Annotated in this window: 22 protein-coding genes; 8 read left to right on the forward strand and 14 right to left on the reverse strand. The window is 52.7% G+C overall.

Annotated elements, in window-relative coordinates; genetic code table 11:
- Window positions 1–24 precede the first annotated feature (24 nt).
- Window positions 25–534 (reverse strand): hypothetical protein, encoded by a 510-nt coding sequence (locus AEST_RS05990; protein ID WP_156803873.1) that lies wholly within the window; start codon window positions 532–534, stop codon window positions 25–27.
- A 146-nt stretch (window positions 535–680) separates the two neighbouring features.
- Here AEST_RS05990 and AEST_RS05995 point away from each other — a divergent pair, with 146 nt between their 5' ends.
- The 4 genes from AEST_RS05995 to AEST_RS06010 all read left to right on the forward strand — a co-directional run bounded on the left by AEST_RS05995 (window position 681) and on the right by AEST_RS06010 (window position 4,515).
- Window positions 681–1,610, forward strand: coding sequence for an AEC family transporter (locus tag AEST_RS05995; protein WP_008607754.1), 930 nt, complete (start codon window positions 681–683; stop codon window positions 1,608–1,610).
- Between the two features lie 61 nt (window positions 1,611–1,671).
- Window positions 1,672–2,721: a hypothetical protein gene (locus tag AEST_RS06000; RefSeq protein WP_008607755.1), complete on the forward strand. Its 1,050-nt coding sequence runs from the start codon at window positions 1,672–1,674 to the stop codon at window positions 2,719–2,721.
- A 103-nt stretch (window positions 2,722–2,824) separates the two neighbouring features.
- Window positions 2,825–3,382, forward strand: coding sequence for a hypothetical protein (locus AEST_RS06005; RefSeq protein ID WP_008607756.1), 558 nt, complete (start codon window positions 2,825–2,827; stop codon window positions 3,380–3,382).
- 35 nt (window positions 3,383–3,417) lie between these two features.
- Window positions 3,418–4,515, forward strand: a complete 1,098-nt coding sequence (locus AEST_RS06010; protein ID WP_008607757.1) for a winged helix-turn-helix domain-containing protein — start codon at window positions 3,418–3,420, stop codon at window positions 4,513–4,515.
- Here AEST_RS06010 and AEST_RS06015 read toward each other — a convergent pair.
- On the reverse strand, window positions 4,454–5,371 hold the full coding sequence (locus tag AEST_RS06015) for a LysR family transcriptional regulator (protein WP_039925192.1): 918 nt from the start codon (window positions 5,369–5,371) through the stop codon (window positions 4,454–4,456). The two genes, AEST_RS06010 and AEST_RS06015, sit on opposite strands and share 62 nt — an antisense overlap.
- A gap of 107 nt (window positions 5,372–5,478) precedes the next feature.
- Between AEST_RS06015 and metE the strand changes: the two genes are divergently transcribed.
- Together metE and AEST_RS06025 are read left to right on the forward strand one after the other, a co-directional pair.
- On the forward strand, window positions 5,479–7,752 hold the full coding sequence (metE, locus tag AEST_RS06020; RefSeq protein WP_008607759.1) for a 5-methyltetrahydropteroyltriglutamate--homocysteine S-methyltransferase: 2,274 nt from the start codon (window positions 5,479–5,481) through the stop codon (window positions 7,750–7,752).
- A gap of 107 nt (window positions 7,753–7,859) precedes the next feature.
- Window positions 7,860–8,318: a GNAT family N-acetyltransferase gene (locus AEST_RS06025; RefSeq protein WP_008607761.1), complete on the forward strand. Its 459-nt coding sequence runs from the start codon at window positions 7,860–7,862 to the stop codon at window positions 8,316–8,318.
- On the opposite strand, the gene AEST_RS06030 is transcribed toward AEST_RS06025, so the two are convergent.
- Together AEST_RS06030 and AEST_RS06035 are read right to left on the reverse strand one after the other, a co-directional pair.
- A complete protein-coding gene (locus AEST_RS06030; RefSeq protein ID WP_008607762.1) occupies window positions 8,315–9,199 on the reverse strand; it encodes a hypothetical protein in 885 nt (294 codons plus the stop codon). The genes AEST_RS06025 and AEST_RS06030 overlap by 4 nt on opposite strands.
- Before the next feature lie 105 nt (window positions 9,200–9,304).
- Window positions 9,305–10,228, reverse strand: a complete 924-nt coding sequence (locus AEST_RS06035) for a LysR family transcriptional regulator (protein WP_008607764.1) — start codon at window positions 10,226–10,228, stop codon at window positions 9,305–9,307.
- Window positions 10,229–10,356: 128 nt separating this feature from the next.
- On the opposite strand from AEST_RS06035, the gene AEST_RS06040 reads away from it, so the two are divergent.
- On the forward strand, window positions 10,357–11,865 hold the full coding sequence (locus tag AEST_RS06040) for an NADP-dependent isocitrate dehydrogenase (protein WP_008607766.1): 1,509 nt from the start codon (window positions 10,357–10,359) through the stop codon (window positions 11,863–11,865).
- An 85-nt stretch (window positions 11,866–11,950) separates the two neighbouring features.
- Here AEST_RS06040 and AEST_RS06045 read toward each other — a convergent pair whose 3' ends face one another.
- The 9 genes from AEST_RS06045 to AEST_RS06085 all read right to left on the reverse strand — a co-directional run bounded on the left by AEST_RS06045 (window position 11,951) and on the right by AEST_RS06085 (window position 21,941).
- Window positions 11,951–13,906, reverse strand: a complete 1,956-nt coding sequence (locus AEST_RS06045) for a methyl-accepting chemotaxis protein (protein ID WP_008607770.1) — start codon at window positions 13,904–13,906, stop codon at window positions 11,951–11,953.
- Window positions 13,907–14,051: 145 nt separating this feature from the next.
- Window positions 14,052–15,464 carry a sensor histidine kinase gene (locus AEST_RS06050; protein WP_008607771.1) on the reverse strand — a complete coding sequence of 471 codons (1,413 nt, stop codon included), beginning with the start codon at window positions 15,462–15,464 and terminating at the stop codon, window positions 14,052–14,054.
- Window positions 15,461–16,123 (reverse strand): response regulator transcription factor, encoded by a 663-nt coding sequence (locus AEST_RS06055; RefSeq protein ID WP_008607772.1) that lies wholly within the window; start codon window positions 16,121–16,123, stop codon window positions 15,461–15,463. The genes AEST_RS06050 and AEST_RS06055 overlap by 4 nt, the downstream gene beginning before the upstream one ends.
- Window positions 16,124–16,318: 195 nt before the next feature.
- Window positions 16,319–16,987: a tetratricopeptide repeat protein gene (locus tag AEST_RS06060; protein ID WP_008607773.1), complete on the reverse strand. Its 669-nt coding sequence runs from the start codon at window positions 16,985–16,987 to the stop codon at window positions 16,319–16,321.
- The gene (locus AEST_RS06065) at window positions 16,984–17,844 is read right to left on the reverse strand and encodes an SDR family oxidoreductase (protein ID WP_008607774.1); all 861 of its coding nucleotides are present in this window, start codon (window positions 17,842–17,844) and stop codon (window positions 16,984–16,986) included. Before AEST_RS06065 ends, AEST_RS06060 begins: the two co-directional genes overlap by 4 nt.
- Entirely contained in the window at window positions 17,841–18,515 is a 675-nt protein-coding gene (locus AEST_RS06070; protein ID WP_008607775.1) for an iron-containing redox enzyme family protein, read from the reverse strand. The genes AEST_RS06065 and AEST_RS06070 overlap by 4 nt, the downstream gene beginning before the upstream one ends.
- Complete coding sequence (locus tag AEST_RS06075) at window positions 18,490–20,043, reverse strand: AMP-binding protein (protein ID WP_008607776.1); 1,554 nt, start codon at window positions 20,041–20,043, stop codon at window positions 18,490–18,492. The genes AEST_RS06070 and AEST_RS06075 overlap by 26 nt, the downstream gene beginning before the upstream one ends.
- Window positions 20,036–20,749, reverse strand: coding sequence for a thermostable hemolysin (locus AEST_RS06080; RefSeq protein ID WP_008607777.1), 714 nt, complete (start codon window positions 20,747–20,749; stop codon window positions 20,036–20,038). Before AEST_RS06080 ends, AEST_RS06075 begins: the two co-directional genes overlap by 8 nt.
- A 175-nt stretch (window positions 20,750–20,924) precedes the next feature.
- The gene (locus AEST_RS06085) at window positions 20,925–21,941 is read right to left on the reverse strand and encodes a porin (protein WP_008607778.1); all 1,017 of its coding nucleotides are present in this window, start codon (window positions 21,939–21,941) and stop codon (window positions 20,925–20,927) included.
- A gap of 256 nt (window positions 21,942–22,197) precedes the next feature.
- Here AEST_RS06085 and AEST_RS06090 point away from each other — a divergent pair, with 256 nt between their 5' ends.
- Complete coding sequence (locus tag AEST_RS06090) at window positions 22,198–23,262, forward strand: sulfate/molybdate ABC transporter ATP-binding protein (RefSeq protein WP_008607783.1); 1,065 nt, start codon at window positions 22,198–22,200, stop codon at window positions 23,260–23,262.
- A gap of 36 nt (window positions 23,263–23,298) precedes the next feature.
- Here AEST_RS06090 and AEST_RS06095 read toward each other — a convergent pair whose 3' ends face one another.
- Window positions 23,299–25,317 carry a cation:proton antiporter gene (locus AEST_RS06095; protein WP_008607784.1) on the reverse strand — a complete coding sequence of 673 codons (2,019 nt, stop codon included), beginning with the start codon at window positions 25,315–25,317 and terminating at the stop codon, window positions 23,299–23,301.
- Between the last annotated feature and the right edge of the window lie 73 nt (window positions 25,318–25,390).

Raw genomic sequence — 25,390 nt, forward strand, 5'->3', positions numbered from 1 at the left:
TCCCATCCGATATCCAGTACTTGCCTAAACCAAGGGCCACGAAATCCGGCGTCTGTAACGATAACCGGGCTTGCAGCTTGCCGGTAGTATTGCGTGAAGGCGCCTTAGAAATTGCTGATGAGTTTGGGGTTTATCTTTAGTCGCCAGGGAATGCACTTCCTCATAAAGGGTTATCGAGCGCCCCTCACATGCCAATGCGGCGCGCAGCAGGAAGAACTGCTGACCGGGCTCTAAGTCTGACCAGTCGACCAAAATCACTGGCTGTGCTTGATAACCTGCAAAATATCGGGCCAGTTGCTGATAAATGTGCGGTAACTCATAAAAAAGTTGCGTATTGGAGAGCAGGCGATCAGCACTTTTTATTCGATGCTTTTCATAGGCTTGCGTGTCAAGGTTCCGCCCAAGCGAAGTGACTGTGAGTTGCTGCTGGGTCGAGGCACTTAAGACTATATTTTGTAGCGCCTTGCGCCGGGCACTATGCATAGAAGGTGTGACAGCGTGAATGAAATTGGTTAGGATGTGCTGAACATTCATGGCGATTCCTGATTGTTTTTTTTGGCGAAAGATCTGATCATCGAGCGCCATGAATGTTCCCTTCCTATACCAATTTATTTAATCCTTTGTTTTATCATCCTATTTCGTGGGGATACCTCAGGGTCTGAGCTCAGACCGGTACCGGAGTGCTGTGGATAAGTGTGGTGGGGATGGTGTTGTTGGCCTTGTTGCCGGATTTTTTATTGCTACTGGGTGGCACGGCATTGCGTAAGGTGTTACCGCCGGCCGGCTGGCAGGCGTTGGATACCCTGAATTTCTATTTGTTGTTTCCGGCGCTGATTTTCATCAGTGCCCTTGGTGCCCCTCCTGCTAGCCGGGATTTAATGATTCTGGCTCCCGGGATCTGGGGTATTATGTTGTTTGCCTGTCTGCTCGGCTGGCTGGTGCGCGCCTGGGGGCCGGCCCGGTTCCTGGATTTTGCTGCATTGTGGCAAACCGCCTGGCGCTTTAATACGGCGCTGGCGATGGTGATGGTCCAGGCGCTGCCAGTTGAGTATCGGGCACTGATGTCGATTGCGATAGGTCTGGCAGTACCGGTTGCAAATATCCTGGCGGTGTCTGCGCTATCGCGCGGGCAGGGCATGGGGCTGGTAAAAACTTTGAAGCTGGTGGTCAGCAATCCTTTTTTATTGGCTAGTCTGGCCGGTTTGCTATGTTCAGTATTGGCGGTTTCCCTGCCTGAACAGCTGCTGCTGGCATTACATAAACTGGCGCAGGCCGCGCTGCCATTGGCGCTGTTGTCTATAGGTGCCGCTATGCAATGGCAAGCATTATGGCGGCTTGACCGTTTTCAGCTGGCTTTAAATACGATTAAGCTATTGTTGATGCCGGCGCTGATGCTGCTGATCTGTTATCTGGCAGCAGTACCAGCCGGCCCGGCACTGGTACTGGTATTATTTGCGGCCTTACCAACAGCCTCAGCGGCGCATGTGCTGGCCTCGGTGTATGGTGCTGAGCGCCAACCGGTGGCGACCCTTATCGCCCAGTCCACTATGCTCGGCTGCATTAGTCTGCCGCTGTGGTTGTTACTGTTGTTTAAAATTTATCCGCACTAAACTGGTAATATAAAGCTCTTTACTTTAAGGTAGAAAAATAAGAATAAATAAGGAGATACGGATGTCATTAGTTACCACGTTAGCGAAATTCCTTGGCAAATGTCTGGGCGGCTTGGTGGCAGTTGCTGTGACCTGCTACCTGCTGTTATTGACGGTCAACTGGCAGGATGAGGCAGCGTCAGAACGCGCGCTGGATCTGAAACGCCAGTTGACGCTAAAGCCGGTTAGCAACAATGGCTATCAGCTTTATACTACACAGCTGGCGCAGTTGGGCTCCGCCGCTATCCCCGAGTTGCAGCAATTATTTAGTGATTGCTATCAAGCCGGATGTCAGTCGCTACTTCAGGCGGAAACGGAAACGTTGCAGCAACTGTTGGCGCAACAGCAACAGCTGTTAGCGGCCTATCAACAGTGGCTTGCCACCGAGCATTGGCAGGAACCGCTGCTGGTTAGTAATGACTTACCTGCCTATCAACCGTTATTAAATGGCCAGCGGTTGCAGTTGCTACAGGCGTATCTGGCAGCACGCCAGGGGGATAGCGAGCTGGCACAGCAGTTACTTGCGGCCGATCTGCAATTCTGGCGCAAGTTGTTACCACAAAATCGTTATCTGGTATCAAAGATGATCAGCGTCGCCGCCATTGAGCAGCATTTTCTATTTGCCAGCGCGATCAACCAATCTCTGACTGATGGCGAGCGTCCGCGACCTGCGATCTGGCAGCAACCCTTTAGTCCGGCTGAACTGAGCCTGGAGCTGGCCCTGGCCGGCGAGTGGCAGCTGTCTGAGCAGCTAATTGCAAAAGGGTTAAATGAAAGCAGCGAATTAAAGCTGTTGCAACGCTTAGGCGTAACACTACTTAAACCGCTTTATCAAGCGCAGGCCAGCAGTAATGAGCGGGCACTGCTGCTAAGCTGTGAAGCCGGCGGGCAACAAGCTATTGCTCCTTGGTATCACTGGGCGTATAACCCGGTAGGTAAGATGTTGAACCGCGCTTCCAAGGTACCCTGTGCGCAATACCTGTCGAGACTCGAACGTCTGGAACAAAGCCGCCAGCAGTTAGTCTCGGCCGGCCAGGTGCCAGTGCCCGCTGCATCGCTCGCAGCGGACTGATTTAACTGATACCGCAAAAAATCAGCCCTTCCTCATCCTTTGCTCATGTTTTTAGCGCGCCTTAGCCTGATGATAGGCGCGCTAATTAATCAAGGAGCATCTGATGCAAACGTTAAAGAAACCCTCGTTATTCTGGTTTAATCCCTGGCGTCTGGCACTATGGAGTAGCGTGCTGGGATTATTGTTACTGCCGCTGCTCGCCATGCAGTTTAGCAGCGAAGTGAACTGGACCGGCTCCGACTTCGTGGTTGCCGGCGTACTGCTTGGAGGCACCGCCTTGCTGATTGAGCTGGGCTGTCGGGTGGGCAACAATCTGGCCGGGCGTGCCGGTTGGGCTTTAGTCGTGCTCACCTCTTTACTGCTGATCTGGATTAATCTGGCTGTCGGCATTATTGGCAGTGAAGATAACCCGGCGAACTTATTGTATCTGGTGGTGTTGGCCGTGACAGCGCTGGGCGCACTGTGGGTCAGGTTTCGAGCACGGGGTATGAGCAAGGTGTTATACCTTAGTGCTGCGCTGCAGCTGGGTGTTGAGCTGGTGATTCAAGTGGCGGATTTAGGGGCGGCACCAGTGATCAATACGGCTTTTGCTTTACTCTGGTTACTGGCGGCGGGATTACTACGAAATTCTGACCCGGAGCGGCCGGGTTCTGAGGCATAATACCCTTGGTTGAAAGTATGGAGTGAGTCAGCCCTATGGCGGCAGAGTGTTATTCTTTTGCAGGTTTTCAGCTGAACCCGGCACAGCGGCAGCTGTATTATCACGGGCAGCGACAGGAGCTAAACAGTCGCTATCTGGATGCCTTGCTGCTGTTGCTGCACCATGCCGGCGAACTGGTTAGCAAACAGCAGTTCTTCGAGCAAGTCTGGCCGGGACTGGTGGTAAGTGATGAGGCCCTGACACAGTGTATCCGGACTTTGCGCCGGGTACTGGGCGACAATGCCACTGCGCCGCGCTTTATTGAAACGGTTCCCAAACATGGTTACCGCTTTATTGCGGCGGTCAGCCGGGAGGATGGCAATTCGCAAGTAGGCGTTGGCGCAAGCTTAACCCCGACGGCAGGGCTGGTTGCTAACGAAACTCAGCGCGAGCGGCAGCGACAACACCTCTGGTTCAGTATCGGTTATGGCGTGGCCGGTGCAGCTGTGGCCGGCTTAACCGGTGGCATGCTGTATGGTTTGCTGGCGGCGATGCAAGCCCTGAACAGCGGCAGTCAGGCCATGTCATTTTTGCTGGTGCTGTTAAGTGTTACGACCTTGCTGGCGTTAGTGGCCGGCGCTGCGATTGCCGCCGCTATCAGCGCCGCACAGCTATGGCGGTCGCAGCAACCGCTCTGGACCCTGTTGGCCGGGGCGGTGGCAGGTTTGCTGGTTGGTGCCTTTGTCAGTGTGCTACTTAAGGATATGCTGATCCTGTTTTTTGGCCGCAGCCCGGCACAGTTGACCGGAGCTACCGAAGGTTTGCTGATTGGCCTTGCTGTGGCAACAACTGTGCTGTTGCTGCGACGGCAACCACGCTTTTACCGTTTAGGTTTTGCACTACTGCCCGGTATGCTGGCCGGACTGTTGATTAGCCTAAGCGGCGGCGTCTTACTGGCTGGCAGTCTGGCGCAACTGGCGGCGGAATTTCCTCAGGCAACGCTGGGTAAAATCTTGCTGCCAGAGGGTTTTGCCCGCATTAGCCTTGGCAACGGCTGGCTCCATCTTAGCGCCATGCTCGAAGCCGGACTCTTTAGTGCGGGTCTGGCGCTGGGGCTGCAACGGGCGCAACAGCGCCTTTCGCCAGTTGAATAAAGGTAGCAATGGGCGTGTTTTGCCGCTCTTGCTGGCGACAGCCGACATAGATATGTTTTTGGATACCGCGCTCGCCCAATCTGAGTAAACTCAGTGGCAGTTTGCTGGCGTACTGACGGGCCAGCCAGTCGGGCAGGGCGGTGACACCGCGATCGGCTGCCACCATTTGCAGAATAATATCAGTATCTTCCAGAGTTTTATGCTGTCTGGGCAGACATTGTGCCGGCAGTAAAAACTGCTGAAAAATATCCAGCCGGCTTAGCTCTACCGGATAGGTTAACAGCCGCTCCTTGCTAAGCTGCGCTGCGCTCACCTGCTGTTGCTGGCTAAGCGGATGCTGCTTGCTGACCACCAGCACTAACTCATAAGGGAATACGGCTTCAAACTCGATAGCCGCTTTGCGGATCGGATCCGGGGTGATCAACAGATCGATCTCCTGATTAAACAACGCCGCCATGCCGCCGAACTGAAACTGTTGCCTCACATCGATATCCATCCCCGGCGCTGCCGCCAGAAAGGGTTTTACAACCTGCAGCAACCACTGATAGCAGGGATGGCACTCCATGCCGATATGCAGGGTACCGGCCTCATTGCTGGCAAACTGCTGCAGCTTTTGCTCCAGCCGCTCAAACTGTGGCAGTAAACGTTCGGCCTGGCTTAGCAGATGGCTGCCGGCCTGAGTCAGCCGTACCGAACGACCATCCTTATCCCACAGCGTCGTGCCCGCCTGCTGTTCCAGTTTTTTAATGCTGTGGCTCAGTGCCGATTGCGTCAGATGCAGTGCCGTGGCGGCGGCTGTCACCGAGCCCTGGCGGGCTAATTCGCGCAGAATTGCCAGATGGATCCGTTCTATCATGATATTTATGATCTAATTTCATTGGTTGATGAAAATATACCATTTTTGTTCATTAAATAAAGTTGTTAATGTTTAGCCATCCAGATGGATATAAAAGGAAGGGCACAATGGCAATATTACACAACCTGGGTTTTCCGCGGATTGGCCGCAAACGGGAATTAAAAAAGGCGCTGGAAGCTTACTGGCAGGGCCAGAGCAGCGAGAGTGAACTGGAGCAGACCGCAGCACAGCTAAGAGCGCAAAACTGGCAACTGCAACAAGGGCTGGACTGGCTGCCGGTTGGCGATTTTTCGCTGTATGATCAGGTGCTGGATTTAAGTTTTACGCTTGGTAATATCCCGGCCCGGCTGCAGCACTTAGCCGGCAGTGAGCTGGACAATTATTTCCGGCTGGCGCGCGGGCGCTCGGCACAGGACAGTGCGTGCAGCTGTATTCATGCCGGCGAAATGACCAAGTGGTTTGATACCAACTATCACTATATCGTGCCGGAAGTGACCGCCCAGACCGAGTTTTCGTTACAAAGCAGCCGGCTGTTACAGCAATTTCGCGAAGCGAAGGCTCAGGGCGTTCAGGCCAAACCGGTGTTGATTGGCCCCTTAACCTATCTGTGGCTATGTAAGGCCAAAGATCAGTCTGAGCCCCTGGCGCTGCTGCCACGGCTACTGCCGGTATATCAGCAGTTATTGCAGACACTGCAGCAAGCCGGGGCCGAATGGATCCAGCTGGATGAGCCGATACTGGCAACAGAGCTGAGCGAGCCGTGGCAACTGGCTTTTGTTGGCGCCTATAGTCTGCTGGCAGAGGTGCCGGTTAAGCTGCTACTGGCCAGTTATTTTGGCCGGCTGGGAGCCAATTTACCTTTATTACAGGCGTTACCTGTTGCCGGCATCCATCTGGATGCGGTGCGGGGCCGCGCTGAGGTGCAGCAGGTGTTACAGGGTTTGGCGCCGCAACAGGTGCTATCACTGGGCGTGATCGATGGCCGTAATATCTGGAAAACCGATCTGACAGCAGTACTCGACTGGCTGGAGCCGATTGCGGCTTTGCTGGGTGATCGGCTATGGCTGGCGCCTTCCTGTTCCTTGTTGCATGTCCCGGTTGATCTGGACAGCGAGCAGAAACTGCTGCCAGAGCTGAAAAACTGGTTAGCCTTTGCCAAGCAGAAGTTGCAGGAGTTGCAGATCCTGGGCTTGGCACTTAACCGCGGACGGTTGCTGGTGGCAGAAGCGTTAATCGACAATGCGGCGGCGATCGCCAGTCGCCGTCAGTCTGCGCTGGTGCATAATCCGGCAGTGCAGCAGGCGCTACAGCAGATCCGGCCAGAGCAGGCACAGCGGCAAAGTCCTTATCCGGTAAGGGCGCAACAGCAAGCAGCACGTTTTGCTCTGCCGCTATACCCTACGACGACTATTGGTTCTTTCCCGCAAACGACGGCCATTCGTCAGGCGCGGCTGGCGCTGAAAAAAGGCACTATCTCGGCGGCGCAATATCGGGATCAGATGCAAACGGAAATTGCTCATGCGGTGGCGCAGCAGGAACAACTGGGGCTGGATGTGCTGGTGCATGGCGAGGCGGAGCGCAACGACATGGTGGAGTACTTTGGTGAGCAGTTATCGGGCTTTGCCTTTAGCCAGCATGGCTGGGTGCAATCCTACGGTTCGCGTTGTGTCAAACCCCCTATTATTTATGGCGATATCAGCCGGCCCCAGCCGATGACAGTGGCCTGGACCCAATATGCCCAGTCGCTGACCACTAAACCGATGAAAGGCATGTTAACCGGGCCTGTTACCATGTTGAACTGGTCTTTTGTGCGCGATGATCAGCCGCGGCAGCAAACCTGTCTGCAGTTGGCGCTGGCGATCCGGCAGGAAGTTCAGGATCTGGAAGCCGCCGGTGTCGGGATCATCCAGATTGATGAAGCCGCACTGCGTGAAGGTTTGCCACTACGGCAAAGCGAGTGGCAACAGTATCTGGACTGGGCGGTGTTTGCCTTTAAACTCTGTGCCAACGGTGTGGCTGACAGTACGCAAATCCATACCCATATGTGTTACTCCGAGTTTAACGACATTATCGCTGAGATCGCGGCGCTGGATGCCGATGTGATTACAATAGAAACGTCACGTTCCGATATGGAGTTACTGCGCGCCTTTGAGCACTTTGCCTATCCGAATCAAATCGGGCCCGGTGTTTACGATATTCACTCGCCCAATACCCCTACGACAGCGCAGATGGTTAAGCTGATGCAAAAGGCGGCGCAGCAGATCCCGGCGCAGCGGCTGTGGGTCAATCCGGACTGTGGTTTGAAAACCCGGCAGTGGAGTGAGGTATTGCCAGCCCTGAAAAATATGGTGGCAGCCGCACAGCAGTTACGTCAGAACTAAGTTGCGGTTATCCTGAGTTACTGAAAAGAGGCTGTGGCCTCTTTTTTTATGCCGGACACAAGGTTATGCTGCCGGCTGTGATCAGCTTTTAGTGTACTGAGTATGTCATGATTAATATTATCCGTGATCCCCTTACCAGCCAGGCCATTCAGGATCTGCTTAATGAGCATCTGGCTGATATGTATGCGACCTCGCCGCCGGAAAGCGTACATGCTCTGGATCTGGAACGGTTAAAAGCGCCGGATATTGTGTTCTGGAGTGCCTGGCAGGACGGGCAGTTGCTGGGGTGTATTGCACTGAAGCGCCATGCTGCCGCTATAGCAGAAATTAAGTCGATGCGTACTGCTCGTGTTGCCCGCGGTAAAGGGGTGGCGAAGGCGCTACTGGCGCACTTAGAGCAGTTCGCCAAAGCCGAAGGCGTAACTGCCTTGTATCTGGAAACCGGCGCCGAACCTTATTTTGCGCCGGCGCGGCAGCTGTATCAGCAGCATGGCTATCTGCAGTGCGGGCCCTTTGCCGATTATCAACCGGACCCGCTTAGCGTTTTTATGCAAAAAGCCCTTTAATCCTGTTTTGGTACTGGTGCTGCCAGCTTTTTCAGCTGCGGCTCGGGCTGCTCGCTTAACGGTTGCTGCTGTGCTTCGATAGCCTGCTGCAGCTGTTGCTTGGGTGCATCAATTAGCTGCTGTTTTTGCGCTTCAATGGCTTGCTCAAGTTGCTGCTTGGGCGCTTCAATTAGCTGCTGTTTTTGCGCATCAATGGCTTGCTCAAGTTGCTGCTTGGGCGCTTCAATTAATTGCTGCTTTTGCGCATCTATCGCCTGCTCAAGTTGTTGTTTGGGCGCATCAATTAGCTGCTGTTTTTGTGCCTCAACAGCTTGCTGCAGCTGTTGTTGCGGCTGTTCAAGTAATTGTTGTTTTTGCTGTTCCAGTTGCTGTTGCAGTAACTTTTCCGGATTGCTGGCCATTTTGGCGTAATCTACCAGCTCAGCCGGCCACACTGGTAGCACGGCCTTCGCCTTTTTCTCTACCGCTTCGGCGAAAATCTCTGTAACACCGCCTTTACTGATTAATACCGCCATCTGGTTGGTTTCGGCATTCCAGACAAAGCCCGCTTTTTCAGCAAGCTGCGGTAGCGGCGTATAGTTGGACGCAACATAAAACAGCGGCCCTTGCTGTTTGATCTCATCTGCCGTGTTCAGCAAAGATACTGCCGTTTGGTAATGCTCGCCCAGTAAGGGTTCCAGCCGCTTTTTAATCAGCGGTTGCTCAAATAAATTCACTTCCTTGGGATCGAGGCCAACCATTGGCTTCATAATGGCCCACATCAGCTGACCCTGTGGTGACAACAACAAGGCTGGCGCGACGCAGGCGCTTAATAATAACGCCGCTAATAACAACAAGCTTAGGCGCACGGCTGCGCACTTGTTTACGACATAAGTGAACATAGTTTTTGGGTACCTGAATGGTGTTGGGATTGGGGTTGAATTGAGCCGGAACCGGATCGCGCGCACTCTAGCACGGCGCTGAACTTTTCGCCAGCGCTAGTACATTCAGCCCGATGCCTGCTGTTGTAAATAAGCAATAAATCCCCGCGCCGTCGCGCTTTGCGGGGTATCCCGGCGCCAGACTAGGTACCATTGTCGGACTATTGGAAAGTCGGCGACATCCAGTATCCTTAGTCCATTTGTGGTGCTTGACCAGGCCGGTTGATTGACCGCCAAATCGGACAGCACCGCAATACCAAGCCCGGCCGCTACCGCATGTTTAATCGCCTCGTTACTGCCCAGGCTCATCATAATATTTGGCTGAAATTGTTGCTTGGCAAAAAATTGCTCCGTAACTTTACGGGTACCGCTACCGGCTTCCCGCATTAACCAGCGTTCGCCGCTAAGTTCGTTTAGGCGCAACTTTTTATTGCTTAGCGGATGGTTCGCCGGGGCTATGACAATCAAGTTGTTGGTTTGAAAGGCCTGGCTGTCCAAATCCAGCTCGGCTGGCGGTAGCATCATTACCGTCAGATCGTCCAGCCCCTGGCTTAGTCGCTGCACAATACGATCGCGGTTTTCGACACTGAGCTCAATTTCAATACCTGGATAGGCACGCGCGAAAGGGCCCAGCAGATCCGGGACAAAGTATTCGGCGGTGGTAACCGCGGCAATTTTTAGCTTGCCGCGCACCAAACCATGAATTGCCGCCAGCTCGGATTCCAGCCGCTGCCAGCAGCTAGCAAGCTCGCGTACCGTTTGATACAGTAGTTCGCCGGCCTGCGTTAAACGAATTTGGCGGCCACTTTGCTCAAATAAGGACTCGCCCAAGGTTTCTGCCAGCTCTTTCAGTTGTACCGACACCGTAGGCTGACTGACAAAGAGCTCACGCGCAGCCTGGGTTACCGATAACAAGCGGGCACTGGCTTCAAAGGCGCGCAGTTGTTGCGGGGTAATACGTTGAAAACGGGCGAGGGTACTGGCTGGCATCGCTAAGTTGGCTCTGGTTGGCTGATATATAGATTTTAAGCTATGGATAAGATTAAAACTAAATATTTTTCTTAATGATTTAACTGCTCTACAGTGCCGGCATAGCAACCACAGTCGGAGTCGTTAACATGCAAGCTAAGCAACAGCTAAACTCAGAGGCAACAGAGCAGTACGAAAAGGTAGCGGTAACCGTCGCACTGGGCGATGGGATAGGGCCAGAAATCACCCGGGCCACGCTGGATATTCTGGCCGCTGCCGGCGCCAGAATTGCCCCTGAATATATTAATATTGGTGAGAAGCTTTATCTCTCTGGTCACAGTTCAGGAATCGCGCCAGATGCCTGGGAATCGTTGCGCCGCAACAAAGTCTTTCTAAAAGGGCCAGTGACAACGCCAGCCGGCGATGGCTACAAAAGCCTGAATGTGACCATCCGTAAAACTCTGGGTTTGTACGCGAATGTAAGGCCCTGTGTCAGTTATGCCCCCTTTGTCGCAACCCTGCATCCTAAATTAGATATCGTCATAGTGCGGGAGAATGAAGAAGATCTGTACGCGGGTATCGAACATCGTCAATCTGATGAGGTTTTTCAGTGCCTGAAGCTGATTAGCCGCCCGGGCTGTGAAAAGATTGTACGCTATGCCTTTGACTATGCCCGCAGCCATGGCCGGAAAAAAGTCACCTGCATGGTCAAAGATAATATTATGAAGATGACAGATGGCCTGTTTTATAAGGTGTTTCAGGAGATAGCCGCAGAGTATCCTGATATTGCGACCGAACGCTATATTATTGATATCGGCGCAGCCCGGTTGGCGACCCAGCCGCAACGTTTTGATGTGATCGTGACGCCCAATTTATATGGCGATATTTTAAGTGATATCGCAGCCGAGATGACCGGCAGTGTCGGCCTGGCCCCCAGCGCCAATATTGGTGAACAAATTGCCATGTTTGAAGCTATTCATGGCAGTGCGCCGGATATCGCCGGGCAGGGCGTGGCAAACCCCAGTGGCTTATTACTGGCAGCGGTAATGATGCTGGTGCATATTGGTCAGGCCGAGGTGGCAGCGCGCGTGCATAATGCCTGGCTGGCAACCCTTGAGGAAGGGATCCATACCGCCGATCTGCAGGGTGAGCAAAGCCAGCAAGTTGTTAGCACAGCAGGCTTTGCAGAGGCCGTCATTGCCCGGCTGGGGCGCTTGCCGCAGCGCTTTACGCCGGTGCAGTATCAGAGTCAACCGCGTCAGCCGGCAGTAAAGAGCCTGTATAAGCGGGCGACACCAGCGCATAAAGTACTATTGGGTGTCGACATCTTTTTGCATGAACGTAACTTTACACCGGAGCAGCTGGCCAGCCGTTTACTGGCACTGACTAAAGGTATCTTGCATCTACAGATGGTTACTAACCGTGGCGTTAAAGTATGGCCGGAAGGCTTTCCGGAAACCTTCTGTACCGACCACTGGCGCTGCCGTTTTATGCCGGCCCAATCGACACAATTCACGCAACTGCCACAGGAGGTTAAACAGCAGGATATTCTGCAACTGCTGCAAACATTAACCCAGGCCGGGCTGGATGTGATGAAAACCGAGAACCTGTATAGTTTTAATGGTGAGCGCGGTTTCGCACTGGGACAGGGGCAGTAGCCACGGTAAGATGGTTAATCCGGGGCAAGATGTTAAAGCCTGCGTTGCCGCAGGCTTTAATCAGTAATGCTTTGCCACACCCTCACTAGACTCTGAATTGTCCGGCCGACTGCCCCAAACTCTGTGCCATACCAAGTAACTGGCGGGTACTACTGGCGACCTGGGAAATGGCGGTACTGTTTTCCTCGGCGGCGGCGCTAAGTCTGGAGATGCTATTTGCCAGAGTAGCGGATACCGTAGTTTGTTCTTCCGCCGCTGTTGCGGTTTGGGTCATTAAATCTTTTAGCACGGCCAGACGCTGATAAATGTCATTTACGGCCTTTGCCATCGCGTTAGATTGTTGCAGTGTTTGTTGAGCGGCTTCGCTGCAAAAGCCACTATGCGTCGCCAGAGACGCCGCTTTACCAGTTATGCCGTTGAGTACTGAAGATATCTCTTTAATCGCTTCCTGCACCCGAAAGGCCAGCTGCCTGACTTCATCAGCCACGACGGCAAAGCCACGGCCATGTTCGCCGGCACGCGCCGCTTCAATAGCCGCATTTAATGCCAGCAAATTGGTTTGTTCGGCAATGCTGTTGATGACGCTAAACACCTGACCAATTTTACGACTATCCTGATCCAGCTCACCGACTTCGTGATGAATGTGGGCAAAGCGGGCTAAGGTTTGTTGTAAACTTTCACTGGTAGCGTTGAGCGCGGCGGTAAGCTGTAGGCTGGAATTGTTGCAGCCTTTTACTTCATCGGCGGCATAGGCCGTATTTTTACCGATTTCGGCGGCGGCATAGCTCATTTCTTCAACTGCTGTGGCCAGCATATCAGTCTCGCGGGCCTGCAGTTGGATACTGCCATCCGCCTGGGTAATGGCTGCTGAATTTTGGGTCGCAGTATTTTCCAGCTCCCGGCTGATACCTAGCAGCTGCGAAATCAAACCTTTAAGCGTATGTTGCATTTTTGCCAGCCAACCCATCACATGGCCGGGTTGTTCGGGTACCATTAACTCAGTGGTAAAGTCACCGGACGCGATGACACTGGTAAGCTGGCACATTTGCTCCGGCTCACCGCCAAGCGGCCTGATCACTAAACGACACACCAGCTCGGCGGCCAGAATCTCCAGCAGTAAAGCGGCCAGGCTAATACCAATGCCGGTAAATAGCATGCGGCGGGCTGGTGCTGCGATTTCGGCCACGTCAATTTCCGCCAGCAGCGCCCAGCGTACACCGAACACATTCAGCGGGGCAAAGGCCGATAACACGGCATTGTTGTTGTAATCGATAACTTGCATAACGCCATTCTGCCCGGCTAGCGCCTCTCGTACCGCCTTGGTATCCACGCCGTTTGCGGCGACGGTACCACGAAATGAGGCCTGAATATTGCGTTGTTGCGGATCGAGATAGGAATCTGAGCGCATTCTGAAATCGCTGCCAACCAGATAGGTTTCGCCACTATCACCCATACCGGCGCGGATTTGCATCACGCTATTAATCTTATCGATCGACAGCTGAGCGGCAACATAAACCCGCTCCTGATTAAGCGTAATGGCTTTGCCGAGAAAGGCAGCGGCTTCATTATTCGAGGGGGCATAGGGCGAGAAATCTTCCATCAGCACCTGATTATCCCGAGCCCGCAGTTGCTGAAACAACCGGCCAAGACCAGAGTCGCGGTAGGGCCCATGTTGCAGATTGGTGTGCAGATCGGACTCTCGCGCCACAGTGTAAATAATGTCACCAGCATTGTTTATGACAAACAGATCATAAAATCCAAGCTGCTGATTAATAGCGCTAAAAAATGGCGTTAGACTCTCAGTTTGCTCCAACTGCGGTAACTCGGCCACTGCACTGGCCGCAACTTCTAATCCGGCACGAAAATCATGCAGCATGGCAGCGATATTTTGCTCTTTAATTTCCCGCACTGCGACTAAACGCGATTCCGCTTCGCGAAACAGTTCAGTGCGACCCAGCAGGGTAATCACGGTAGTGGCAACGAGTAGGGGTAACAGGACGATACTTAGACTGATGATCTTTATCTTCTGACTAAAACCCATTTTCAACTCCCTGATGATACGTTTTAGATACCAGAAGAATAAAGCATTGTTTCTTTAAAATAACAATGATGCATAAAAATTTAATTTTTAAAGCAGGAAGGTGCGCAGCCAGATGTCGCGGGAAAACGATATCGCTAAATGATATTTAACTCTGGTTGTTGGCAAGCGTGATAATGATCTGTGCCCTAAACGTATGCCCTGAAAAGGCGCAGTTAAACCCCAGATGATGTAGCTCCGTAATGCGTTTTACGATTGACAGACCCAAACCTGAGCCTGTCAGATCCTGATGCACGGGAGCGCGGTAAAAGCGTTGTCCCAGGACATCATTATCCACTGCGACTAAGCATTGATTCTGTATTGTCAGTACAATCTTATTATTTAAACCCGGCTCAAGGCGCAGGACTACCTCTGTATCTGCTGGCGCATACTTGGCCGCATTTTCAAACAGGTTACGCAGCGCTACCTGTAACAGTGTCGTGTCAGCCTGCACCTGATAACCCGCAGCCCGGCAAGCATCAAGGTCGGCTAATTGCCAGATCACTTTTTGCAGCAGGGCAGGTGCAACCTGGTGCAGGCTGGCTTCCAGTAAATCCGCCAGCGGTTGTGAACGTAACGCCAGTTTCGGGTGTTCTAATCGCGCCAGCGCCAGCAGTTGATTGGTCAGATGGCTCATCCGTTCACTGCCTTGTTTAATGGCAGTCACCGCGGCATCCTGTTCCGCAGTAAGTGGTGTTTGTGCCAGATTTTGGGCATGCAAACTGATAATACTCAGTGGCGTGCGCAGTTCATGCGAGGCATCAGCAATAAAACGTTTCTCGCGCTGCATATGTTGCTCAATCGCCTCTAACAACTGGTTAATCGCGGTGACAACCTGAGTCAGTTCAGCCGGCATCGGGCTATTGATCGGTTGCAGCTGCTCCGGTTTGGTATGGCTGAGCTGCTGTTGCAGTTGTTTTAACGGCTTTAAACCGCGCCGCACCAGATAAAGGGTTAGCAGACTCAGTGGTAAGATCAAAAACAGAACAGGGCGGATCTGGGTTAGGGCGATGCTATAGCTCAGTTCCTCGCGTACCGCTTCGCGTTGGCTGCTAACGATTTGCACCCCCAGCTCATCCAGACGTAGGGTAAAGTTGATCCACAGATCACCATTTTCAGTGTGATATTCGCTAAAACCGGTTTTACGCACCGGCCGCATCGGCTGTTGCAGGTTGGCGGTATGTAAAATCAGCTGCTGATCATTGCGCCAAATTTGAATGGCGATATTACTCTCATATTTGTAGCCGGTAAGAAAGCGCTCACTAAGCTCAGCCTGGCCTTTAACCAGCTCGTCCAGATGCGCCACCGGTATCAGCACTGGCTTATCCTGCTGTAATAAGGTGGGGTTGGCCATAACTACGCCAGCAGTTAAGCGGGCGCTTTGCGCCAACTGCGCATCAAATACTTCGTCTATTTCATGCAAGCTTTGCTGATAACTGATATAGCCGGTCAGGCTTAATACCGCGATCACCAACAAATTTAGCAGTAAAACTAACCGGGTTTGAATACTCAGTGGCTTCATACTTGCCCCGGCAGCAGATAGCCGATACCGCGCACGGTTTTAATAAGCTCCGGGTGCAGCTTTTTGCGCAGGTTATGAATATGCACTTCAATGGCATTACTTTCGGTATCGCCATCCCAGCCCACACTCAGCTCTTCCAGATGCTGGCGGCTTAAAATCTTATCTTTATGCTGCAGAAAGTCTTTTAACAGTAAAAATTCGCGCCGGGTTAAATTCACGGTTTTCCCGGCATATTCGCAGCTATGTTTCACTAAATCGAGTAGCAGTTCGCCATGCTGCAGCACATCATGCCGCCGCTCGGCTTTGCGGCGTAACAGTACCCGGATCCGCGCTTCCAACTCCCGCACATCAAAGGGCTTTACCATATAGTCATCAGCACCATCGTTTAACAGTTGCAGCTTGGTTTCAATTTGATCCAGCGCCGTGAGTACCAGTACCGGCAGTTGATGTTGCTGCGCGCGCAGCTGTTGTAAGATTTTACCGGCAAAGCCATCGGGTAGGCCTAAATCCAGGATCATTAAATCAAACTCCGCATTATCCAGCGCCTGTAGGGCTTGCTTACCGGTGCGGCAATGTTCGGTTTGATAACTGGCCCGCGCCAAGGCTGTAACTATGCCCTGTGCCAGCAAGTTGTCGTCTTCTACCAGTAAGATCCGCATGCCATTTATCCGTTTACGGTCAGTCTGTTAACTATAACCAGATTAACCTCACTTACTTAAGAAATTCTTAAGTTTTCATCTCGTACAGCAGCTAAATGACTAGCGGGGAAAAATGCGGTCAGACGTTTATCCAAAGTTATCGCATTGAATAGCAAATATACCGGCCTTGCCGGTATATTTAGAGGATATCGAGCCTTAACTTTTAATTTTGCTACGCGCTTTGGTCAGCGCCAGCTCAATCTCTTGCCGGCGTCCGGCATCGGCGTCTTCACGGCCGGGGCGCGGCGGCGCCAGTAAGGCTTTTTCCAGTACCGCCACGGCGGCCTTATATTCTTTTTGTTGCAGTAAAAAATCACCGTAAAAATAATTACTGTCGATACCGTCAGGGTTAACCTCCAGGCCTTTTAGCAAATATTCGCGGGCCTTTTTATCGCTACCAAAGCCGACAGGCCAACCTGGTACCTGATAATACAGCGAACCCAGGCTGGTATAGGCCGAGCCATCCAGCGCTTTCTCATCTTGCTTTAGCGCCTGTTCAAATAGCTTTTTCGCGGTTTTAACTTCGCTAAGCGCATCCAAACCGCCGACACTGCCGGCATAGGTGGCGCGGATAATACCTTCCCAAATCAGGTAGCGGGCATCATCCGGGTGGGCCTTTACTGCGGCCTGGGCGGCGCTAACCAGTTCGGCAAAGGCTTGCTGCTGGGGTTTACCACTTTGCTGATACTTAACGCTGGCCCATTGCTGTTGAATCTGACTTAGTTCGCTTGGTACTGCGGAAAGCGAGCTTTCGGCCTGTACTGACCCCAGCAGTAAGCTGGCGCTCAGTAAACTTAGGGCAATAAGTGAAGAGGTTTTTTTCATTTGCATGCTCCTTTATCGCTGGCAGGGACGTTTTTCACTTCAGCCAGCGTATTGTGGGTTAACCCTGCGGCTTGCCGTCGGGCAAATTGTTTGATGGTCGTCAGTTGTTTGCGTAGTGCTTTATCCAGTAAGGCTGGCAGCAGCGCATTGAGCCGGATAAACAGTCGCTCCGGCATACCAAGGTTCTGATCCTGCATCTGTTTTGCGATTAACTGGTTTAGAATTTGGGATGCTACCCAATCTGGTTGATCGGTTTTGCTACCCAGCGCCTGATTCAACTGCTGTGCTGCCAGGGTGTTCATACTGGTCTGGGTTGCCCGCGGTGCGATATAGCAAAATTGCAGGGCGGTATCGGCCATTTCCCGGCGCAGCGCCTGCACAAAATGCTTTAGCGCGGCTTTGCTGGCACCATAGGCGGCATAGCCCGGATAGCCGATAGCACCCAGTGTCGAGCCAACATAAACTAAGCGTGCCTGAGGTGTCAGCCGGGGTAGCAGGGCGCGGGTGAGTAGTATCGGCAGCAGCGTGTTTAGTTCAAATAGCCGCTGTATCGCTGTTGGGTCCTGCTGTTCAAATAACGCAAAATCGTTATAACCTGCGGCGAAGATCACCCCGTCCAGCTTATCCGGTAGCGCCAGCATCAGTTGCTCAAGGCCTGTCTGGTCGCTGAGATCGGCGGCTACACACTGGGTTTTTGTGGCCAGTTGCGTTGCCAACCGCTGTAGCGGTAACAGATTGCGCCCGGTAATAATCAGGCTCGCTCCCTGTGCCGTGAGTCGTTTCGCCAGCTCAGCACCAATACCGCCGCTGGCACCTAGCAGCAATAGTGTTTGGCCCCGCAGGGCTGCGGCGCTCATGCCGCCGCCTTAGCCGCAGGCGCAGCTTCAATAGTGCGGAAGATGTTGCCATACAGCTGATAGAACACTTTAGCAGCATGCACAATCGCTTGCTGATCAGCTGCATCGCTAATTGTATTCATCAACTTTTCGAAAAAGCTCAGATGTTCAATATCCAAACTGCCGTGCGAGCGTAAATAACTAAAGGCTTTATTGGGTAACTGTAGCTGCTGCTGAATAATCTCAGCGGCGCCTGTGGCGAGATTAACGCTGGTGCCTTCCAGTACCAACACCATGCCAAAAAATGAGAGAGGGTTGCCTCGCAGTACAGTGTCATAGGCATAGGCGACCATTAATTCGGTTGCCAGCCGTGGCTGACCATGGCGCACCAGCTCCTTGTCGGCACCGGTCGCCGCAATATCATTCAGCACCCATTCCTGATGACCTAACTCTTCTTCGATATACTCCGCAATGGCTTCGCGGTAATACTCCTGCGCACTGCTTAGCCTGCTGCCAACGGCCATCAGCAATGGCACTGTGTGCTTAACATGATGGTAAGCTTCCGTTAAAAACGCCTGATACTCGGCGAGCGTAAAGCTTAGTTGCTTAAGGCAGCGCTGGATCAGCGGTGCACTTAACAGATACTCGCGTTCGGCCTGGGTTTGTTCAATTAATTGCTGATAAAAGCTCATCGCGATGCTCCTGGTTTAGCGGCACAAGCACTGGCTCTGCCGTTGTTGGGGTAAGGTAGTAAAGTTGCTCAATAGGTTGCTGGTACCGCGTCAGAATATGTTGCCGGCGCAGCCGGCCGTTGTCGGTAAGTTGCTGGTTTTGGCTGCTAAAGGGTTCATTTAGCAGCAGTACGGTACGAATTTGTGCATAATCCGGGAGCCGGGCGTTAAGCGCCTGTAACTGGGTGCTAAGCTCCGTCAATTGCTTCGCCGAGCGCGGCACTATCAGTGCACTTAGCCAGGGTTTGGCATCGCCGCATACCATGGCCTGGGCGATCGCCGGGCAAAGTTGTAGCTCAGCCTCCAGCCATTCGGGCGAGATATTGCGGCCAAAGCTGCTGATCAACAGTTGTTTGCTGCGCCCGTCAATGTTCAGATAACCTTCGCTGTCCAGTTGCCCCAAATCGCCGGTCGCTAACCAACTGTTGGCGTCGCGCGGTGCTTCACCTAAATAGCCGGCATAAAGCTGACCTTTTACTTCAATCTGGCCTGCGTTAATCCGCAGTTGTACATGAGGTAACGCTTTGCCGACGCTACCAGGCCGATTAGCAGCGGGTAAGTTTAAGGCCACCACTGAGCCAGCTTCGGATAAACCATAGCCCTGATAGACAGGTAGCCCCAGCTGTGCGGCCTGTGCCAGTAATGCCGGTGCACAGTGCGCACCACCAACGGCAATAAAACGAAAACTTGCTGCCAGTGCCGGTTGCTGCTGGCAAATCAACAGCAGCGCCTGCAGTAACTGTGGCGTAAGGATCAGGCTGTGCGGCTGGTACTGCGCCAGGCTGTGTCCCAATTGCGCTAAATCTAGCTTTGAACTTCCGCTCAAACCGCTTTGCAATTCGTTCAGCACAATAATTTGCTGCCCCAGAGCCAGTGGTAAATACACACCGGCCTGATTTTCCAACAGGGTAGATAAGGGCAGCAGACAGTAATGTCGCAGTTGTTGCTGTTGTGCCTCTGCACTAAATTCTGCGCCTAGTGCTTTAACTAAGCCGGCTAAGGTCGCCGCTTGCTGTGCCCAGCTTAAACATACGCCTTTCGGGCTGCCGGTAGTGCCAGAGGTAAAGGTGACTTTACCGCTCAAGAACGGAAAGCTTGGTATTGAGTGAGTGCCTGCTGGCGGCATCTGCCGATACCATAAACCTGGCACTGTGCTGGCTATGCTGCCGGCAAGTGGCTCGGTTTCCAGTACAATCTCAATCGCGGCGGTATCAAGGATATAGGCTTGCTGCGCGGCTGAGAAAAAACGTGGTAGTGGGACACAAATTTTGTCGCTCACGGCCAGTGCCAAATCAGCAATAATCCAGCTGATGCTGTTGGGGCCGCTAATGGCAAAGCGCTGTGCCGGCAGTTGTTGTAGCCAGTTGGCCAGTTGAGATACCTGTGCAGCGAGTTGCTGATAACTCAGGCTGTGTTGACCGTCAGTTAACGCCGGGCGCTCGGCAAACTGGCGCAGGCTAGGAAAATCCAAAGGTACCGACTTAGCCATGACCAGCCTCCGTTAGCCGCGCCAATAGCGGTTGCAGCTCAGTCAGCTGTGGAGCCAGTAACTGCTGTAACAACTGATAGCGCGGCAAGCGCCGGGCACTGGTAATGGCCGGTAAGGCCATACCTGCCATCACTTGCGGGTGTTTTTGGTAGTACGCGCCCCAGACTTGGGGGTGCTGCAGCTTATCGGCATTGGCTGCGGCTAACAGCATGGGTTGATAATGCAGCTTGCTTAGCAAGGATTGCACTTCATCGGTTGCGGTAAAGGTCACCCAGCGAAAGCGGCTAGCGGCAATCAGTTCACTCAAGGCAACCATCAGCAGCAAGCTGCTGCCGGCGCGTGCCGATACCAGATTACCGATTTCCAGAATCTGCCCGCGCTTTACCTCTTGCCCGGATTGTTCTGACAGTAGCTGCTCAATCGGCTGTGGCAGATATTGCTCCAGAAACAGCGGGCCCTGTGTGGCAGCCTGCAACCCGACCGCTGCGGTCAGGGTTCCGGTGCAGCGTAAACTTAGCAATTGTGGCAGAAAGTAGCGGATTTCGGCCTGATGCTTGCGCTGAAACTCGCGGGCGATAAGGTCTTCTACTTCAACACGGCCATCGGCTTGTCTTGCCAGCAAAGTCAGTTTACTGGTCATATTTCCCAGGCTACACAGCAGCGGCATAGCGGCAGCGGGTGGTGCCAGTAATAAGGGTTCAGACATAAGACGCTCCGGTTTAACCTCGATGCTGGCAGGTTAGGTGGCGAAGCTTAAGAAAACATTAAGCAGCAAAAATGCTGAAAAATTATTTCAGTGTTGATGACGAGTAGAGGAAAAGTGTGACGAGGTAAATATCGTTTCGGAAAAGCAAGCGGGTAGCAGGCTACCCGCTCTAAGCTTAGAAGCGGTAGATAATCCCCAGCGATAAGCCGGTGCTATCTTCACCGGCGATTGCCGGCAATTGAGTGCCACGGCCGCCGCCAGAGATGCGAAAGGCGGCATTGTCATCATTACTGGTGATACCGTAAACGGCATACAGCACCAGCTCGCGGCCAAAATTACGGTCTACACCCACAGCAAATAAGGTCGCACCGCTGTCTGCCGTATCGTTGTCGCCGGTTTGATACACCTGGCCGCGCCAGACATAGTTACCTTGCTTGTAGCTGGCACCAACACCGTAAACATTGCGGTCGCCACCCGGAATATCCTTAGCGCTTTGCCACAAGGTCGTCAGGCGGATGGCATCCGTAATATCATAGTAAGCACCCAGGCGGATCGCCTGCGGATCTAAACCATCGGTGCCTTCAAAACGCTCAAAGGCGGCTGCTAAATAAATGCCTTTTTGCTCATAGGTAATGGAGCTGCTGTAAGACTCGCGCAGGTTATCTACGGTAGCGCCGGTATTGTTATGCGGCGTATAGTGAAAAGCAAAGGTCAGGTTGTTGACGGTCGGGCTTTGATAGGCCACACCATTTTTAAAGCGCTCGTCAAACACATTACCAATGGTTCCGCCACTAACCCGGCTGACGTTACGGATATCACCCACCCGATCACCAAACTGATCGACCTTGCCGCGCAATACTTTTAGCGGTGTATCGAACTGACCAATTTTTACTGTACCAAAATCGCCACGCAGGCCGACAAAAGAATCGCGATCGGCAAAGCTACCGGCACCCTCATCGATACGAATGGTTTGCTCAAGCTGCACAAAGGCCTCTAAACCGCCTTCCAGTTTGGTACTGGCACGAAACCCCAACCGGCTGGCGTTACTAGAAACGTTGGTACCGCTGTCGATGCCATTATCCAAACGGTCCAGCGAGAGATGTGCTAAACCATAGATTTCGACATTATTGGCTTGTACAGAGCCCACAGCCAGTAAGGATGCGGCTAGTAAAGAATAGTTAAATAGTTTCATCTGAATTTCCCGGATTGAGGTTGTGATTAAGGAACTCCGCCTTAGTCATAATACTGTAATACTCTTTTGCAGTAGTGCAAAGCAAGCTGGTTAGTAATTTAGGAATAACTTATAACGTTAGTATGGAACCATATATTCCTTTTGGCTATATCAGCATTGAAAATGTGATTTTAAAGTTATCCATAAGCATTGATATGATCCAGATTAGATTTTTGGTGAAAAATAACACAGCTTTGCTTAAGCAAAGAGGACAGTCATGAGCATTTGTATTGAGCAGGTTCGGAAAAGCTTTGGCAATTTTGTGGCGCTGGATAATGTTAATTTAAATATCAAAACTGGTGAGCTTACTGCTTTGCTGGGGCCATCCGGCTCGGGTAAAACCACCTTGCTGCGGATTATTGCCGGGCTGGAGCAGGCCGACAGTGGCATTATCCGCTTTAATAGCGAAGATATTACCGGTCAGCATGTCTCCGAGCGCGGTGTCGGTTTTGTGTTTCAGCACTATGCGTTGTTTAAGCATATGACGGTGTTTGAAAACGTGGCCTATGGCTTAACGGTTAAACCGAAAAAATTCCGCCCATCTAAGGCGGAGATCGCCAAAAAAGTGAACAATCTGCTGGAGTTAGTGCAGCTGGGCTGGACAGCCGATCGTTATCCGTCACAGCTCTCGGGCGGACAACGGCAGCGAATTGCGCTGGCCCGGGCTCTGGCAGTTGAGCCGAAAATGTTATTGTTGGATGAGCCGTTCGGTGCGCTGGATGCCAAGGTGCGCGCTGAGCTGCGCCGTTGGTTGCGACGCCTGCATGATGAAATTCATGTCACCAGTGTCTTTGTTACCCACGATCAGGAAGAAGCGCTGGAAGTGGCCGATCGTATCGTGGTGATGAACAAAGGCCGCATCGAGCAGGAAGGTACGCCGGAGCAGGTGTATGACAACCCGGCCAATCCCTTTGTGTATGAGTTTTTAGGTAATGTAAACCTGTTTCATGCCCGGGTAAAACAAGGCCAGAGCAGTATCGGACAGTTAAGGGTTCCGTCACCGGAATATACCAACAGCGAAGAGCAAGACGGCCTGGCCTATGTGCGGCCGCATGAAATAGATGTATTCAACCTGCCGCAGCCCGATGCCATTAAAGTAAAACTGGATCTGGTGACCATTGTTGGCCCCTCAGTGCGTTTGGAAGTGCTGGCTGAATCCGATCAGCAGCTGATCCACGTTGAACTGCCGAAAGAGCAGTTTAAGCAACTAAACCTGAAGCAGGGCGAACAAGCCTGGATCCTGCCACGTTATAGCAAGGTGTTTTTAGGGGAAGGGATCTAAGCGGGCTGGCAAAGCCCGCTATATTTTGCTGGCGGGCTAGGCGATAGCGACGGTGGCAATCACGATGGGATCTTGCCGTTCGGCCGGATAAATCACCAGCAAATTGGTGTGCGGCAGTGCCTGACTCAGCTTTTGCTGTAAACGGGGCAGATCAGCATCCCAGGCCAGACCACCCTGACGCACGCCGTAGAGCACCAGTAAATCACCTGTTGGTGCCAGCTTATGCAGCTGATCGGGTAACAACTGATACTGCGGCGCGGTTATGTAACCACTGATATTGGCTTTATTCAGCGCGGCTTTGATAGCCGCGACCTGGTTATCCTGACAACAGAGCTGTACCGTCAGACTTAACTGTTGTGCCAGACGTTGCACCAACTCGCGTGCTTCAGCAAAGCCGGCCTCTTTTTCTGCATTCGGTGGAATAAGCCAGAATAAGCGTTGACCGTGTTGTAGTGGTGACAGCTGACGCTTCACCAGCAGTGTATAACCCGGATCGGCCAGCAAGCGGCTTAACATTGAGCCAAATAGCAGCTCTGCGGTACTGCTGTGTTCACTCCAGCCCACAATAACTTCAGTCGCATTCAGTTCCCGGCGGCTACGCAAAATACCATCACTGATATTCAGATCCAGCCGGGTTTTGGCCTGAGCCGGAATATTGGCGGCAGCCAGATAACTGACCGCCTGCTCCAGTCGACTGGCGGCTTGTTGTAACGGCAGGCTGTGGTCACGCTGCTCTTCTACCACTGTCATCGCGTACACAGGTTGACGGGCGCCCGGCGCGCGCAGCCATTTCGCCAACTGTAAAAAGGGTTCCATCTGTTGCTGCGGTGCCAGTGCTACCATAATCCGTTGCTCCGCCAGGCTTTCCTCGGGCTGCTGTTGGCTGCTAAGCGCAATTTTCCGGCCGTAGCGGTCAACCAGCCAGGGTGCCAAAAAGCAGGTAACCAAAATCATAAGAATGGCGCCGTTTACCACCGCTTCATCAAACAAGCCAATTTCATAGCCGACCATCGTTGCGGCCAGTGTGGCGGCGGCCTGAGCGACGCTTAAGCCAAACACCACCCGCGCTTGCGGTTTGCTATAGCCTAAAAACAGTCGGCATAGCTCAGCGGCGGCCCACTTGGTTAAAATGACAGTGGCGACCATAGCAAAGGCAATGACCCAGGCGCGGGCACTGGCAAAGAAAATCCCGACATCCAGCAGCATACCAACCGATAACAAAAAGAATGGGATAAATATCGCTTCACCGGTAAATTGCAGCCGGTTCATCAGGGTACTGTTATGCGGAATAATACGGTTAAGGGCTAACCCCGCCAAAAAGGCGCCGATAATCGGCTCAGCGCCAGCCAGATGTGAGAAGCTGGCGCAGATAAAGACCGTGGCAAGCACAAACACAAACTCCGCCACGCCATCGCCGCCGACACTGCGAAAGAACCAGCGCGCCAGCTTGGGCAATAACACTAAAATAAGCAGGATATACAGGCTTAAACTGATGCCCAGTTGCAGCCAGTAATGCTCGCTAAGCTCGCCTTTGGCCATGGTCGCAATCACCGCCAGCACCAACAAGGCGAGCGTGTCGGTAATAATAGTACCGCCAACGGCAGTCGTTACGGCCGGGTTGCGGCTAATACCTAAGCGGCTGGCTATAGGATACGCCAGCAACGTATGAGAGGCGAACATACTGGCCAGCAGTATCGCCGCCAGCCAGTCAAAGCCAAGCAATAAGCCAATAGCAGTGCCGGTTGCCTGCGGGATGGCAAAGGTGAATAGACCAAACAGCAGCGTGTGCGATTTGGAGCGTTTTAATTGCTGCATATCAATTTCAAGTGCAGCAATAAACATAATATACAGCAAGCCGACGGTGCCAAAGAGCACAAAAGACTGATCACGGGCCAGCACATTGAGCGCATTGGGGCCAAGCAGGGCACCAGCAAACAATAGTCCCAACATACCGGGTAAGCGGTAGCGCGCGAGCAGAATAGGGCAGATTAGGATCAGGCTGGCAACAATCGCAAACACAACAACCGGATTGGCTATAGGAAACAACTCAGACATCTGTCCGTTATCCTTCAAACTACGGTAAAAATAGCAGTGGCTAGTGTAATCAAAGTTCATGGCGCCTGATAGC

The sequence above is a fragment of the Alishewanella aestuarii B11 genome (assembly GCF_000280055.1).
Classification (GTDB): Bacteria; Pseudomonadota; Gammaproteobacteria; order Enterobacterales; family Alteromonadaceae; genus Alishewanella; species Alishewanella aestuarii.